The 15,611-nt window shown below is 59.8% G+C and carries 12 protein-coding genes; 1 reads left to right on the forward strand and 11 read right to left on the reverse strand.

Annotated elements, in window-relative coordinates; all coding sequences use genetic code 11:
* Positions 1-80 precede the first annotated feature (80 nt).
* Positions 81-2,351 (forward strand): acyltransferase family protein, encoded by a 2,271-nt coding sequence (locus HMPREF3148_RS08375; protein WP_049151813.1) that lies wholly within the window; start codon positions 81-83, stop codon positions 2,349-2,351.
* A 1-nt stretch (position 2,352) separates the two neighbouring features.
* Here the strand turns inward: HMPREF3148_RS08375 and HMPREF3148_RS08380 are convergent, their stop codons facing one another.
* The 11 genes from HMPREF3148_RS08380 to HMPREF3148_RS08430 form a co-directional block, all read right to left on the reverse strand.
* The gene (locus tag HMPREF3148_RS08380) at positions 2,353-3,537 is read right to left on the reverse strand and encodes a TIGR04053 family radical SAM/SPASM domain-containing protein (RefSeq protein ID WP_049151812.1); all 1,185 of its coding nucleotides are present in this window, start codon (positions 3,535-3,537) and stop codon (positions 2,353-2,355) included.
* 137 nt (positions 3,538-3,674) lie between these two features.
* A complete protein-coding gene (gene ffh / locus HMPREF3148_RS08385; protein ID WP_070508995.1) occupies positions 3,675-5,300 on the reverse strand; it encodes a signal recognition particle protein in 1,626 nt (541 codons plus the stop codon).
* Between the two features lie 47 nt (positions 5,301-5,347).
* Entirely contained in the window at positions 5,348-7,459 is a 2,112-nt protein-coding gene (locus tag HMPREF3148_RS08390) for a [protein-PII] uridylyltransferase (RefSeq protein WP_049151810.1), read from the reverse strand.
* Position 7,460: 1 nt separating this feature from the next.
* Positions 7,461-7,799, reverse strand: coding sequence for a P-II family nitrogen regulator (locus HMPREF3148_RS08395; RefSeq protein WP_005528853.1), 339 nt, complete (start codon positions 7,797-7,799; stop codon positions 7,461-7,463).
* A gap of 3 nt (positions 7,800-7,802) precedes the next feature.
* Positions 7,803-9,215 carry an ammonium transporter gene (locus HMPREF3148_RS08400; protein WP_049062768.1) on the reverse strand — a complete coding sequence of 471 codons (1,413 nt, stop codon included), beginning with the start codon at positions 9,213-9,215 and terminating at the stop codon, positions 7,803-7,805.
* A gap of 77 nt (positions 9,216-9,292) precedes the next feature.
* A complete protein-coding gene (locus HMPREF3148_RS08405; RefSeq protein WP_049062769.1) occupies positions 9,293-9,661 on the reverse strand; it encodes a Na+/H+ antiporter subunit G in 369 nt (122 codons plus the stop codon).
* Between the two features lie 2 nt (positions 9,662-9,663).
* A complete protein-coding gene (locus HMPREF3148_RS08410; RefSeq protein WP_005528847.1) occupies positions 9,664-9,954 on the reverse strand; it encodes a hypothetical protein in 291 nt (96 codons plus the stop codon).
* Positions 9,954-10,484, reverse strand: coding sequence for a monovalent cation/H+ antiporter subunit E (locus tag HMPREF3148_RS08415; RefSeq protein WP_005528845.1), 531 nt, complete (start codon positions 10,482-10,484; stop codon positions 9,954-9,956). Before HMPREF3148_RS08415 ends, HMPREF3148_RS08410 begins: the two co-directional genes overlap by 1 nt.
* A complete protein-coding gene (locus tag HMPREF3148_RS08420; protein ID WP_049151809.1) occupies positions 10,485-12,026 on the reverse strand; it encodes a monovalent cation/H+ antiporter subunit D family protein in 1,542 nt (513 codons plus the stop codon). It abuts the gene before it with no gap.
* Positions 12,026-12,469, reverse strand: a complete 444-nt coding sequence (locus tag HMPREF3148_RS08425; protein ID WP_005528840.1) for a cation:proton antiporter subunit C — start codon at positions 12,467-12,469, stop codon at positions 12,026-12,028. Before HMPREF3148_RS08425 ends, HMPREF3148_RS08420 begins: the two co-directional genes overlap by 1 nt.
* On the reverse strand, positions 12,469-15,447 hold the full coding sequence (locus HMPREF3148_RS08430) for a DUF4040 family protein (RefSeq protein ID WP_049145651.1): 2,979 nt from the start codon (positions 15,445-15,447) through the stop codon (positions 12,469-12,471). The genes HMPREF3148_RS08425 and HMPREF3148_RS08430 overlap by 1 nt, the downstream gene beginning before the upstream one ends.
* Positions 15,448-15,611: the final 164 nt, after the last annotated feature.

The following is a 15,611-nucleotide window of genomic DNA, read 5'->3' on the forward strand; positions in this document are numbered from 1 at the left end:
CACTGCGCCCTCCTCTAGGGCGGTCCCACACAAGAGTATTCAAAATATTTTTGCAGTTGCCCGGCCTGCTGAGAGAGAATATGACTGAAGATTCGCCACGCAGCTTCCGCTACCGCTACGACCTAGACGGTCTTCGCGGCATCGCTATCGCACTCGTGGTTATTTATCACGTATTCGTCGGGCGAGTGTCCGGCGGCGTCGATGTCTTCTTGCTGCTTTCTGGCTACTTCTTTTTGGGCTCGCAGCTTCGCTATGCCGCCAAGCCAAATGCATCCCTGAATCCATGGTGGCCGATTTGGCGCACGCTCAGGCGCCTCGTACCAAGCCTCGTTCTAGTTATCGGCGCCACCTGTTTCTTGGTACGCACTTTCACGCCGGAACTCATGCGCACCGAGCTGGCTCAGCAAATTACAGCCACGATGCTCTACTTCCAGAACTGGGAACTAGCGAGGCAAAACGCGGATTACACGGCCGCCTCTGCAAGCACCTCGCCACTGCAGCACATGTGGTCAATGGCTGTGCAGGGCCAGTTCTACATCATGGGCATCGTTTTCGCGCTGATTCTCGCGGCCATCATGAAACTGCGCCCAGCTGAGGACCCTAAGCGTCTCAAGCAGGTGCGCTTCCCCACTGTCAATCAAATCGCTGGCCCCATTCTTATCGTCGCTACGATCGCATCCTTTGCCTATGCATCTCGGGAGGGGCTGTACGGTTCGCCCGCTAACTACTACTCCACGTGGTCCCGCGCATGGGAGTTAACGCTCGGCGCCGTTCTCGCGATTTACGGCTCGAAGTGGAATATCCCGACTCGATTCTCCAATTTCTTCACCGGGCTCGGCCTCGTATGCTTGGTTTTTACCGGCGCCGTTATCGCCGAGACCACCGCTTACCCGGGACCGCTTTCCTTGCTTCCGCTCGGCGGCGCTGTCCTAATTATCTTGGGAGGCGGCGGGTCTATTTCCCGCCACATGGCTTCCCCAAAGGCACGCTGGCTTGGCGACGTCGCGTACCCGCTCTACCTCTGGCACTGGCCACTGTTGATCCTGTCTACAAAGGCATTGGATTTAGAAACCCCGCCGTGGTGGCTGGGCATTATTATCATCGCAATTTCCTTGGTCCTCGCAGACCTCACGCACCGCTTCCTGGAAAAGCCTCTGCGCCAGGCTCGCAAGCGCCCGACCAAGGATGATCTTCCAGTCAACAGCGCTATTGCATCGATGAAGCACACCCCTGGTTCCTTGCGCGCTGTTGGTGGTGTGCTTATCAGCGCCTGTGTAGCTGGCCTGCTATTAATCCAACCAATGTGGATGAGCACCATTTACTCAGAGAATGCGGAAAACCTCGATCCAAAGCTGTACCCAGGCGCAGCCGCATTTGCCATGAACGCTGACACCCCGAAGGGCGTGGAGTTTAAGCCAGACCCTATTTTGGTCGGCGGCATTATGCCTCCAACTGCTGTGGCCTTCTGTTTCATCGGCCAAGACATGCCTGCGGATTACTTGCCTAGCGCACGCCTCGACGGCACACCTTGCACATTCGGTGACCGTGAAGCAAAGACTGAAGTCTATGTGGTTGGCGGTTCTCACGCAGAGCAGTGGATAGCTGGCCTTGACCGCCTAGGCCGCGAAATGCACTTCAAGATTGTCCCGATGCTGCGACAGGACTGTCCGATTGAGCTTGGCGACGACCTTACAGTCACCCCTGAGTGCAATAAGTGGGGCGAGATGGTCACTGACCGCATCGTCGACGCCAAGCCGGCCCTGGTCATTTCCAACACCACCCGCCCTTCGGGCCCGCTTGGTCAAGGTCCGGACTACGTCCCAGCCGGATACATCGAATTCTGGAACCGCTTGGCTGAGGAGAAGATACCTTTCCTCGGTCTGCGTGATAACCCCTGGGGCTTCGATGACGCCGGTAAAGGCCGCGAGTTTGATGAATGCTACGTAGCTACCGAAGACATTGAAGGTTGCGGCATGACTTTTGACGAGGTTTACGCCCCTGTTGATCCAGGCGCCGAGATCTTGTCTGAGTATGACAACATGATTTCCCTGGACACCTCTTCTTGGTTCTGTGACAAGGACGGCGCTTGCCCCGTTGTCATCGGAAATACCATGGTGTACCGCGATATGCACCACATCAGCAATGCTTTTGCCGAGTCCGCAGCCCCCATGCTGCGCAAGGCTATCGCTCCCTTCCTCGAAGGCAAGAAGCAAAAGCAGGACCCGCCTGAATCCCCATCATCAACTCCGAAGCCCACGCCGCAGTCTTCGACGCCGAAAACTGTGTCCCCTACTTCGGAAGCGCCTCAGCCGGTTCCCTACCCTTATTACTTCGACAACGACGCCGTCTAAGTTAGCTGCTTTTAACGTGGGTGGCGGCGTCAAGCTTGTCCTTCTGCCTTTCCCATGCAAGCGGAACATAAGCACACGTGGGATCGGAGGCCAAAGGATCGCCCGTCATCGCGAATGCGGTCGAGCGCGAGCCGCCACAGACGCTTGCATACTCACACACCGCGCACTTGCCCGACCACTGGGCAGGATCGCGCAGTTTCTTAAACACCGGCGAATTGGCATAGATATCCGGCAGAGTTTGCTCCTTGACGTTGCCGCAATGCATGGGCAAGAAGCCGTTTGGGTAGACGTCGCCCAGGTGATCAATGAAGACGAACCCGGAGCCAGCGTTGATGGCCATCGGCGGGCGGGGGCGGCGCGTATGTGAGGCATCCGCGGGCCTGAGAACTCGCTCGGTTTCCTCGGTGAGGTACTTATAGAGCTCGCCGCCCTCGTATTCGCTCCCCCGCTGGGCTTCGATGACGATGCGTCGATACTGCGGGCCTTCGGTGGTCTTGATGGCGACGCGATTGGAGACGTCGTGCAGCCAATGCATGGCGTCCTCGCGCTCGAGCGGCGTCAGCGCTTCCAAACCAGTGCCACGGCCGGTGGGAACGAGGAAGAACACGCTCCACAGCTTCGCGCCCATTGCGATAACGCGCTTGAGCAGCTGAGGTGCTTCCCTGACGTTGTTCTTGGTGATGGTGGAGTTAATCTGCAGACGATAGCCTACGTCCGTGACTACTTCAGCCATCTTGATAGTTTGGTCGAAAATGCCCGAAAATCCGCGAAAATAGTCGTGGGTGTCCGCGGTAGCACCATCAAGGGAAAGAGACAATGCGCAACCGCCAGCGGCGCGCAGCCCTTCCAGGCGCTCACGCGTGAGACGCGGTGTCACCGACGGCGACAGCGACACGTTCAGTCCGAGGGAGGTGCCGTATTCGGTGAGCTCTTCGAGGTCGCCGCGTTCAAAAGGGTCGCCGCCGGTGAGCACCACGATGGGGCGCGGTTTGTCATAGCTCGCGATGGAGTCCAGTAGCGCCTTGCCCTGTTCCGTGGTCAGCTGTCCAGGCGCTGGCTCGTGCTGCGCATCGGCGCGGCAGTGCTGACATACCAGCTGGCAGGCGCGTGTTACCTCCCAAATGGCGATGAAGGGCTTCGCGTTGATGTCATGGTGGACTTGGCGGAAAACTGGGGTGGGCTTCATGGCGCGTTCGGTGACCTTTGGACTCGGAAGTTCTTAAATCCAACTTTAGCCGTAGAAAATCTAGGGAGCCAAACCGGCGAAGACAAAAAAGGGGCGGACACGCAACGCGCATCCGCCCCCTCGTGGTGGGAATCTATTTACTTCTTGCCCTGCCCAAAGTCGAGGTTGTTGAGATCGATGTTTTCCATTCCCTTGGGCATCTTCGGCATGCCCGGCATTCCTGGCATTCCACCGCCGCCCATCTGGCTCTGCAGCTTCTGCAGTTCCTCCATGGACGGCATTCCACCAGGCATTCCCGGCATACCTCCTGGCATGCCCGGCATGCCGCCGCGTGGACGATTCTTGGCAGGCTTGCGCTTGCCGTTCTTGCCCTTGCGGCCCTTGGCCTTCTTCTTGGTCGCAGAACGGCCCATGCCTGGGCCCATGCCGAACTGGCCAGCCATCTTGGACATCATCTTCTTGGCTTCGTTGAAGCGCTCGATGAGCTGGTTGACCTCAGAGACCGAAACGCCGGAACCGTTCGCAATACGCTTGCGGCGGGAGGCGTTGAGGATCTTCGGATTCTCACGCTCTTGCGGGGTCATGCCGCGAATGATGGCCTGGATGCGGTCGAGCTGCTTCTCATCGACCATCTCTGCCATCTGGTTCATCTGCTTGCCGCCCGGCATCATCTTCAACAGGTTGCCGATTGGGCCCATGCGGCGGATCATCAGCATCTGATCCAGGAAGTCATTCAGGGTAAGCTCACCGGTGCCAAGCTTGGCGGCAGCTTCTTCAGCCTTCTGGTGGTCGAGAGTGGCCTCAGCCTGCTCGATGAGCGAGAGCAAGTCACCCATACCCAGGATGCGCGAAGCCATGCGCTCAGGGTGGAAGACGTCAAAGTCCTGGAGTTTCTCGCCCGTGGAGGCGAACATGATGGGCTTACCCGTGACCTCACGGATAGACAGCGCCGCACCACCGCGGGCGTCGCCGTCGAGCTTGGTCAGGACCACGCCGGTGAAGTCGACGCCGTCGCGGAAGGCCTCGGCGGTCTGGACTGCGTCTTGACCAATCATGGAGTCGATGACGAAGAGGACTTCATCTGGGTTCACGGCGTCGCGAATGTTGCGTGCCTGAGTCATCAGGGTCTCATCAATACCGAGGCGGCCCGCGGTATCGATGATCACGATGTCGTGCTGGGAGCGCTTGGCTTCCTCAATACCCGCCTGGGCGACGGCGACTGGGTCACCGTGGGAGGTGCCCATCTCGTGCTCATGGGATTCGATGGAGGTACCCGGGTCCGGAGCAAAGACTGCGACCTCCGCGCGCTCGCCGACGATCTGGAGCTGCTGGACCGCGCCTGGACGCTGCAAGTCACAAGCCACCAGCATTGGGGTGTGGCCCTGCTTGGACAGGTGCTTGGCCAGCTTGCCGGCGAGGGTGGTCTTACCAGCACCCTGCAGACCGGCCAGCATGATGACCGTAGGTGGGTTCTTGGCAAACTGCAAGCGGCGGGTCTCGCCACCGAGGATGTCAACGAGCTCCTCGTTGACGATCTTGATGACCTGCTGCGCCGGGTTCAGCGCCTCGGAGACCTCTGCGCCAGCGGCGCGCTCCTTGATGCGCTTGATGAAGGCACGGACGACGGTGAGCGAGACGTCGGCCTCCAGCAGCGCGAGACGAATCTCGCGGGCGGTGGCATTGATGTCGGCCTCGGTCAGCTTGCCCTTGCCACGCAGACCTGACAAGGCTGTTTGCAAGCGATCGGACAGTGACTCAAACACGAGTGAGTGCTCCCTCAGAATCTCGGGTAATTTTTAACTCCCCCAGCTTAGCCGCTCACAAGCGCTTGGGTCACATTACTGACCAATGTCGCGCGGGGGACGTCGCCAAGCGGCTTCGCGTGCAGGACCATCGTGGCGCCCGGAACATAGCTGGTGATCCACTCACAGTCCGGTAGCTTCGCCAGCACGTGCCCCAGCACACCGGTGCGCTCCACTGTGCGAACCTCGAACACCCCGCCGGTCCACATCGCAGTGGTCGGCGCCCCGTCAATCTCCGGTAGTACCGTGAATACGCCTGATTTATAAGACTGGATAAACCGCGCCTCGTCCGCCGCGGCATCGAAGCTCTCCGCCACGGTGCGCACATCGAACTCCGCGGCAAACCCCTCCCCTTGCGCATCCGAAACGCGCGCCATCCGCGAAGACACAATGGTCCAGCCCAGCGCCGCGATGAGCGCCAAAGGACGAACGACTTCGCGCTGGTATTTGCCCCGCCACGTCACGGTGAGCGTGCGCTCTTCATAGTCAGTGCTCAAAGCTATTTCCTCTTCGGCATAAACCACCGGTTTAGTGGGTGTGAGCGCTTCCAACTGGTCAAAAGCACGCTCGCTCAAGACCTTTATTCCGGACTCTAAACGCGGGTTCCATACATTAGGCCCTGTAGATTCGGCATCGGCTTTGGTCAAGACGAGGAGCAGGGACAGCGTGAGGTAGTCATAATGGACTGCCGCGAGCAGCTTATCGCGCGCCTCATCTGAGTGAGGATCCATTCGAGAAACCAGTTTGGCTAGCGTCGTGTGCTCAGCTACTAGGGTTTGCACTCGAGAGCGATCCGCCAAGTTTAATCGCATCTTAGCGGCAGCTTTGGCCACCATCTCCGCTCCGACGGCGGCATGGGGGCGGTCGTAGCCCTTGCCAATGTCGTGGTAGAGCGCCGCGAGCAGGAGAAGGTCTGGGCGGGCGACAGTGGTACGCACCTCGGCGCACCGCGCCACCGTCAGCATCGTGTGGTAGTCCACCGTGTGTGCGTGGCTCCGCTCGCGGGGCAGCATGCCACGAATATGAGCCCATTCGGGAACGAGCTTCTCCCACATCCCTACCCGATCTAATTCCTGAATCAGACGAGGTGTGTCTGTGGGGGAAGACAAGATGGTAAAAAAGGCGTCGGTAGTGGCAGCTTTCCACCTCTGCGGTAGCTCAGGCGATGCAGGCAACAACTTCCATACACCTGGTTCGATAGGGCGGTTGGTCCGCGCTGATGCCGCGGCCACGCGCAGCCCCAGGCCCGGATCATCGAGATCTGCATTACGGGCCAATGTGACGTAACCGCCACTATCCACAACACCGACATCCAGTGGTTTGCGGCTACCGAGGCGCTGGCGCCTGCCCACGACGCCCCGTGCTGTGGCCAATGCCCTCTCCATGGCCTTATCCACTGTCGACGCCGCCTTGACCACCGCAGCCGAAAGCTCGTAGCGGTCTACAAAGCCCAGCTCCTCCGCAATTTCGGCCGCAAACTCAGGGTCGAGCAGGTCGCGGTGCCGATGGGCGTGAACATGCAGCAGAGTGCGAACATCCAGCAGCAGGTCGCGCTCAGAATCCAAGCGCGGGGCATCTGCCAAGTTACCCAATGCCAAGGCCCTGATGAACTGAATATCGCGCAAGCCACCGCGGCCGTTCTTGATATCCGGGTTGGTCATCGTTGCCAGCGTTCCGGACCGCCGCCACCTCGCGATGGCAGTGTTGAGAAAAGAATCAAAATGCTTCTGCAGCAAAATCCGCCACTGGGAAATAATCTTGGCGCGCGCTTCGTCGACAAGCGCCTTGTTCCCCGCCACGTAGGACAGATCCAGTTGCGCGAAACCTGCCGCGGGATCGGCCCCAGCGATTTCCGCACACTCGGTGGGGGTGCGCAGGGCATAATCCAAGTGGTATTTAGCCTCCCAAATGGGGTACCAAATATCTGCCACCGCGTCCTCATCGACCTCCGTGCCATCGGCGTGAATGAGGAGGAAGTCGAGGTCGGAATACGGCGTCATCTCGCGGCGCGCAAAAGACCCTGTAGCTGCGAGGGCGGTCCCCTCTGGCAACTCCAGGGTCTTGGTTAATGCGAGCGCCGCTTCGTACGCTTGTGCGCGAAGCTGGGCGGCGTTGTGCATCTTAAACAGCAGCTTCGCCGCGCTCGCCGGTACGGACTCGGATGACGTCCTCGACTGGGGTTACCCAGATCTTGCCGTCGCCAATCTTGCCGGTGTAGGCGGCCTCCACGACGGCGTTAATAATCTCGTCGACGGACTCATCGGAGACCACGATCTCCAGCTTGACCTTCGGAACGAAGTCGGTAGCGTATTCGGCGCCACGGTAGACCTCGCTGTGGCCGCGCTGCTGGCCAAAGCCCTGGGTCTCGGTAACGGTAAGGCCATGAACCTCGAGCTGCTCCAGTGCTTCACGGATATCGGGCAGCGTAAAAGGCTTAACAACAGCGGTAATGAGTTTCATGTCTTACTCCTTGACTTCGGTACGCGGCGGGATAACGGGCGCAGTGCCCAACGTGGAAGTGTTTCCCTGCCCGTTAATAGTAGCGCCCATGCGCCCACGGGAGGAGTCAGCACCACTGCTTAGGTCATAAGCGGACTCACGGTGCTGCGCAACATCGATTCCGCCAGACTCGTCTTCTGCATCAATTCGCCAACCAATGGTCGTCTTGATAAGCAAGGCAATGAGATAGGTGCCAATAGCAGAGACAGCCATGGCTACCACCGCGATGACAGCCTGGACAGCCAACAACTTGAGGCCGTAGACGACGTCGCCGGTAAAGACGCCAGATCCGTCAGCAACCAGCGCCAAGCCTACGGTTCCCCACAGGCCAGCAATGAGGTGCACGCCGACAACGTCGAGGGAGTCGTCGTAGCCAAACTTGTATTTCAGGCTCACGCCGAGGCACGCTGGGACTCCGCCGACAGCACCGAGGAAAATCGAGGTCAATGGGGTCAGCGCTCCAGCGGCCGGAGTGATGGCCACGAGCCCGGCGACGACGCCCGACGCCGCACCGAGAGAGGTGGCGGCTTTGTAGCGAACTGCTTCCGTAGCCATCCAACCGAGCATCGCGGCCGCGGCGGCCACGGTGGTGTTGAGCCACGCCAGGCCCGCCACACCGTCAGCGGCGAAGGCGGATCCACCGTTGAAGCCGAACCATCCGAACCACAGGAGCGCGGCGCCGAGCATCACCATGGGCAGGCTGTGCGGACGCGCGAGCTTGCCTGGGAAGCCCGCACGCTTGCCGACGACCAGCGCTAGGACCAATGCAGCCGTGCCAGCGGAGATATGGACCACGGTGCCGCCTGCGAAGTCAATCGGCGCAACGGTGGCTCGACCGTCGGTGGTGCCGAAGATCCACGAGGAAACGGAAGCCTCGGCGTGGGACAGGATGCCGCCGCCCCAGACCATGTGTGCCAGCGGGAAGTAGACGATGGTGGTCCACAGGCCAGCAAACAAGAGCCACGCGGAGAACTTCACACGGCCAGCCAGCGCGCCAGAGATGAGAGCGGTGGAGATGATGGTGAAGGTGACTTGGAAGGCAATGTCGATGACGTTCGGGTAGCCAGAGGCGCCCTCGACGTAGTTGCCCGCGTCGTCTACGATTTGGCCGCTGAGACCGAAGAATTGGAAAGGGCTGCCGAAGAGTCCAGCGACGGACTGGGAGCCGTAGGACATGGACCAGCCCCACAAGACGTAGATGACGGGGACCACGGCCATGACTCCGAAAGACATCATCATCATGTTGAGCACTTGGCGACGCCCCGACATTCCGCCGTAGAAGAGCGCCAAGCCTGGGGTCATAAGGAGAACCAGGGAGGCACTGACCAGCATCCACGAGGAGTTGCCGGAAGCGGCAATTACTTGATCTGTCGTCATCTTCCACACCTTTTCTATAGATCGATAGATACCCAAATGCGGTTACCTGTCGATCTATAGAAAAGGCAAGAGGTCAGTTAGAACTCGTCTTCGTCGGCCTCGACAGTGCGCAGTTCTTTATGGACACGGCGTGCGTACTTCACGTCCGTGACGGTGACTCCATAAATCGAACGGCCCATGTAGAACGAGCCCACGGAGCCGATAATCCAGACACCGAAGCACGCGATGAGCACGCGCACCAGCGACCACAGCGAAAAGCCGTTTTCCGAGAAGTCCACGATGAGTTTCGCCACGAGCAAAAGCGGCACAGCCAGACCGACGGTGGGCCCAAGCAGATTGACTCGGGTCAAGGCGTCAGGAGCGCGCCAGAGTGCAATTGCGGTGGCGACCACGAGGATGGTGGCCACGATGAGCAGGATGGATGCGACAATCTCATAAATCGCCATGCTTATCGACGTCCCTTCGAGATGATGCGCGCCATTGACAGCGTCGGGAGCACGCCGGCCGCGATTGCCGCCAGCATGGCGATGTCGTAGAGAATCGACGCGTGGTTCGTGAACGTCCACGTGATGTACATGCAAAGCATGCCGTAGAAGGCCATGTCTGACATGACCGTGCGGGTCAGCTCGTCGCGGGAGCGCAGAGCTAGAAGCAACGCGGAAGCAAGGGCGCCGCCCATGATGAAGATGCAGACGAAAATGACCCATTCGAAAGCACTAAAATGCGCGAAATCCAGCATTATTCGCCTTTCCTTTCAGGGCGCAATGGCCACACGGAATACTTCTCAGTCTCGTCGGCAGGAAGCGGAGTGTCCTCAACCTGCGCAATGTCCGGCGCGCGCATGTGGCGACCGAGCGTCTCGAGTGGGTACTCGTAGAAAGCCGGGTCGAGTACCTTGGTGTCACTCTGGCCGGGAACGCCGTAGTCCAGCTCTTTAACGTGCGGCGCGAGGCGCTCTTCCATGTCGGCCAAGGATTCCATGATCTCAACTGGATCGTCGCCCATGACGGCTTGGACGAGCACAATGCGCGGCAAGCCCTCGGCCACCGGCTCGCGCAGGCCCAGCGATAGCGTGCCAGGGGTAGCGGTAATGGAGGATGTAAACCAGAAGATTTCCCACGCGCCCGTCACGCGCAGCGGGTAGCGTACGACGACTGGGTGGTAGTTGTTCTTTGGCTTGAAGGACTCAGCCGCCAGCCCAAAGCCAGCGACGAAGATTTCCTTCACCAGCCACAGCGCATACACGCAGGAGTGGAAGAAGAGTTTCATTTAGCGACCTCCCTGGATGGAGTCGATGTCCGGCAGGGCAACGGGGGCGTCGCCAAGCACGGCTTGAGTGTAGGCCTCGGTGTCGAGCAGGTCCTCGGCGGCGTGCATCGTGACGTCGATGACTGGGCCCGCCAAAATAAACATGGTGAGCGAGCCCATGATGAGCGCAGCCGACGGCGCCATCAGCTTCTTGCGGATGATGAGCTCAGCGGGGACCTTTTCCTTCGGCAGATCCTTGCCCCAGAAGACCTCGCGCCACACGCGCAGCATCGACAGGAAGGCGGCGAAGGATGCAATGATGATGACGGCGATGACAATCCATGCCCATAGGTCACCGGTGCGCGCAATCTCGACGACGATGAGGACCTTGCCCCACATACCGGAAAATGGCGGGAAGCCCACCACGGAAAAGGCACCGGCTGCGAAAATCCAGGCGATGATCGGGTCGCGGCGAGCCAGGCCCGACAGCTTGGAGAGCAGGCCCGTGCCGTAGGTCTCCTCGATGGCACCCGAGGCCAGAATCAACGAGCCCACGGTGAGCATGTGGTGGATGGTGTACAGGATGCCCGCGCCCAGAGCGCGCTGCGGGTCGTGGGTGGTAAATGCCATCATCACGAGGATGAACGGCATGCCGTTGAGCATTTGGTAGCCCAGCACGCGGCGGATCGAGTTCTCTGCCATACCGCCGAAGGCGCCGATGATCATGGAGACAATCATGACCACGATGATGAGGGTGCCCCAGCGCTGGTCCATGTCAAAGAGGTGGACCCAGAGGCGGTAGAGCATGTAGACCGCGACCTTAGTGTGCAGGCCCGAGAACAAGCCCATGACAGCGGCGGAGGTTCCGGGGTACGTGCGTGGCAGCCAAGACTGTACGGGGAACACGCCGGCCTTCGCCGCGATGGCAATGACCACGATGCCGGAAGCGACGGTCACTGGTCCGTTACCCGCGGCCGCGCCCTCGAGGGCTGCGAGGTTCACCACGCCCGTAACCGAGTAAATGTAGCCGACGCCGACCACCAGCAAAGTGGATGCAAAGAGATTGACCAACACGAACGCACGGCCCGCAGCAAGGCGAGACCACGTACCCGACATGGTGATCAGGCCATAAGACGGCAACAGCATGACCTCGATAAACACGAAGAAGTTGAAGAGGTCCGCAGTCAGCAAGGCGCCACACACGCCGGTGACTAGGATGAGGGTCAGCGACGCGTAATAGCGTGACTTGGTCTCGCCGCCCACGATGGCGAACCAGTTGGCACCGAAGGCCACGATCATCGTGGTAACGATCATCAAGGCGGAGAAGGTATCCGCAGCAAACGCGATACCGGCGTTGCCTGGATACAAACCAACCGCGTGCGCCACAACGCCATTGTTCATGGTGTATAACAGCAACGCGAAGCCCGCGAAAATACCCACGCCGGGGATGACAAGCATGATGGAATCGCGCACGCCGCGCCACGGCGCGAGCAAAGCCAACGCCGCAGCGACGAGGGGCACCGCTGGGAACAGCGGCAACAGTGCACTGACGAGTTCAGCCATTACTTCTCCCCCTCCTCGGCTTGGTCAAGTTCCTTCAGGCGATCCATCTTGTTGGCAGAACGCTGCAAAATTTCTCGATTCTTAGAATCACGACCCAGCGTGGAGAACGCGTGGTCAATGGTGTTGTCATCAACCGGCTCCACGATGTCCGTGTCATCGTTGGCGCCCATAGCGGCCATGGTGAGCAAAATCGTCGAGGTCGCCATGGAAATAACCACGGCGGTCAGCACGAAGGCCTGCGGCAGCGGATCCGCCATCTGGTCAGCTGGTACTTGCGATGGGAAGGACTCACCGCGGTAGGAGTACACACCCGTTGCCAGAAGAGTCAGGTTCGCGCCGTGACCGAAGGCCATCATGCCCAACACGATGTGGACCAGGCCACGCTGCTGAATGAGATAGACAGCAGAGCCGATGAGCAGAGCAATAGTCAGTGCAAGAATCATTAGTTATCCTCGCCCCTCTTTCGAATAGAGCGAGGGGATTCCTTCTTGGTTCGAGCTTCCGATTTGTTGAGCAGCGCCAAGGGGTTGCTCGAGGGATTGATGGGCTCGGGGTAAGGATCATCGACGTCGTCAAGCACCACGCGTGGGGTCGTAGGCAACGCGGAATCGTCGTCGTGGACCCACGGCAGGTAGTCACGTTCAGTACCTGGGCGCAGGTAGCCACCCAAAGCGTTGATGGCCATGGTGAGCATACCCAGCACTGCCAGGTAGATACCAAGGTCGAAGATGAGCGACGTGGTCCAGTGTTGCCCCAGAGCATGGCCGTGGATGGCGGTGAGGAAGCCGCCCGGCTCGCCGTGATGCGGAATGTAACCGATGAAACCGGCTGTCAGCGCAACGATGATGCCGATGCCTGTCAGGTGAATCGGGGTCATGCGACCGAAGACAATCTCGTCCGAACCGCGCGAGAGATAGGTTAAGCCGATAGCCGCGCCCATAATCAGCGCCGCCGGGAAGCCACCGCCCGAGGTCTGGTGGCCGCGGTAGAACACAACCACGGACATGATGACCAGAATCGGGATAACAATCGCGATGCCCTTGCGCAGCGGAACGGAGTTGAGCTGGGACTGTCCAAACGGCGCTGGACGAGTACCCGAGGTGAACGGGAAACGCGGCAGCGTCGAAGTGACCGCTGCGATAACCACTGCGGCCATACCCAGAACCGAAAGCTCACCCAAGGTATCGAGTGCACGGAACTCAACGATGATGGTGGCCACGACGTTGTCGCCGCCGGTGATATCCGGAGCGTTGTTCAAGTACCACAGGGCAAGGTCCGAGCGCTCGTGGCGACCCATCAGGCCCCAAACGCCGAGGAATGCGGCGACACCAGCGAAGACTGCGATCACAACCGAGCCAGCCTTACGCGAGGTGTCCTGCACTGGGTGGAACTTCTCCGGCAGGTAGCGCAGGACCATCATCATGACGATGACCGACAGTGCCTCAACGGTGAACTGTGTGAGGGCGACGTCGGGCGCGCCCAGCAGGAACATCTGCAGGGTCACGCCGGTACCGGCAATGCCGATCATCACAGCACCCGTAAGACGGTTGCGGGTGCGGACGAGGCCAATCATGGACAGCGCCACGATGGAGAGCGGCAGCAGATCCCAAGGGTTGTCCAGGCCATCGACGCGGGGCGCCAGAGCGACGCCGTCGACGCCCTCGCTGATGAGCCCCGCGGCCGCCAAGATGATGAGCAGCAAGACGATCGGAAGCATGAGGCGCGAAGGGTTGTGAGTATCCGACATGCGGCCTACAAAGCGGCCGATGGAGGTGGCCCACTTCTGCACGAGGTTGAGCATTTCGTTACCGGTGCGCGGCACCAGCTTGGTGCCCTCAAACGCGGCCCACAGCTGCTTGCGCACGAAGACTCCCGCGATACCCGCGAGTAGGACCACAGTGGAGATGATCAGCGGAACATTAATGCCGTGCCACAAAGCCAGGTGTGCGTGGGAATGCAGACCGACAGAACCGGCCATCAAGTCCAAAGGCTTGTCGAAGGCGCCCAGGAAGAACACCAGCGGCAGGGACATAAAGCCCGGCAGCGCAGCCGGAAGCCACAGGCGAACAGGCGCCTCGTGGACCTTGGACATGTTGCGCGGGCCGTCGAAAAAGGCGCCGAAGACAATCTTCGCGGAATACGTGAAGGTAAAGAACGCGCCAATCGCGGCGACGAGCAGCAAGATGACCTGCCCCGCCCCACCGATTGGAGCCTCTTCAAAGGCAGTCAGCATGCCTTCCTTCGAGACAAAGCCCAGAAGCGGCGGAACTGCGGCCATCGACGCCGCGCCGATAGCCATCGAGGCAAACGTGAATGGCATCTTGTTCCACAACACGCCCAGACGGCGGATGTCGCGGGAGCCGGCCTCGTGGTCGACTACACCGATCAGCATAAAGATAGAGGACTTAAACAGCGCGTGAGCCAGCGTGTGCACGAGGGCCGCGGTGATAGCGAATGGCGTTCCAACGCCGATGGTGGCCACAATCCAGCCCAAGTGCGAGACCGTGGAATAAGCGGTGAGCTTCTTCAGGTCCGTCTTCTGCACGGCAAAGACCGCGGACATCACCGCGGTGCCCATGCCGACCACGATCAGCAACCAGTTCCATACCGCCACGTCATGGAAGATAGTGGAGAAACGAATAAGCAGGTAAACGCCCGCCTTAACCACTGCGGCCGCGTGCAGGAAGGCCGAGACCGGGGTCGCAGCTGCCATGGCTTCGGGAAGCCAGAAGTGGAAGGGGAACTGCGCTGCCTTGGTAAACGCCGAGCACGCAATCAGGACGGCAACACCGGCAGTTAGACCAGGGCGCTGTGCCCACACGCCGGAGGCAAGGATCTCCTCCAGATTCGTGGTTCCCGCCGCGGTCGCGGCAATCGCCACGGCAGCAAGCAGGGTCAGGCCGCCGATGAAGGTAAGAATCAAGGTGCGCTGCGAGCCTGCCTCACCTGCCTTGCCGGAGCGAGCAATGAGCATAAACGACGCCAAGGACACCAGCTCCCAGGCGAGGAACAGCAAAATGACGTCGTTCGCCAGAGCTAGCAGCAGAATGGACATTGTAAAGGCAGTCATCAGCGTATAGAAGCTGACGTTGCCTTTGCCCGCAGGAAGGTAGGCCGCCGAATAGGTAAATACCACCGCACCGATAACGAGTGCCAGCATGGCGAAGAAAACGCCGAGGGCATCGCCGCGGAGGGCGAAATTGACGTCGATACCTAAGTCCACGACATCGCGAACCCAGGTGCGGCTAAAGGAAATTTCTTTGCCCTCGGATAGAGTTCCGAATTCTTTGGCAAGGAGAACTGCCGCCACAACAAAAATGCCGGCTAGCGGATAGCCGGCGGCGCGATCGGCGACCCGGACGGTCACCGGGGCAAGAACCACTGCCAAAGCTGCGAGGAGGACAACATAAAGAAGTGTCACGAAAGATGAGCCTCACGAACCATTGTTTAGAGATTTATAACTTTGAGCGTGCAAAAATAAGACGTATCCACCGTACCATTGTGGTTTAGGTCAAAGCACATTATTTCTGTGCCTAAGGTGACGCTGGAACGTCTTAGGTAGCCAGAAAAACACCGCAGGAGCTG

The organism is Corynebacterium sp. HMSC05D08, from assembly GCF_001807215.1.
GTDB lineage: Bacteria > Actinomycetota > Actinomycetes > Mycobacteriales > Mycobacteriaceae > Corynebacterium > Corynebacterium striatum.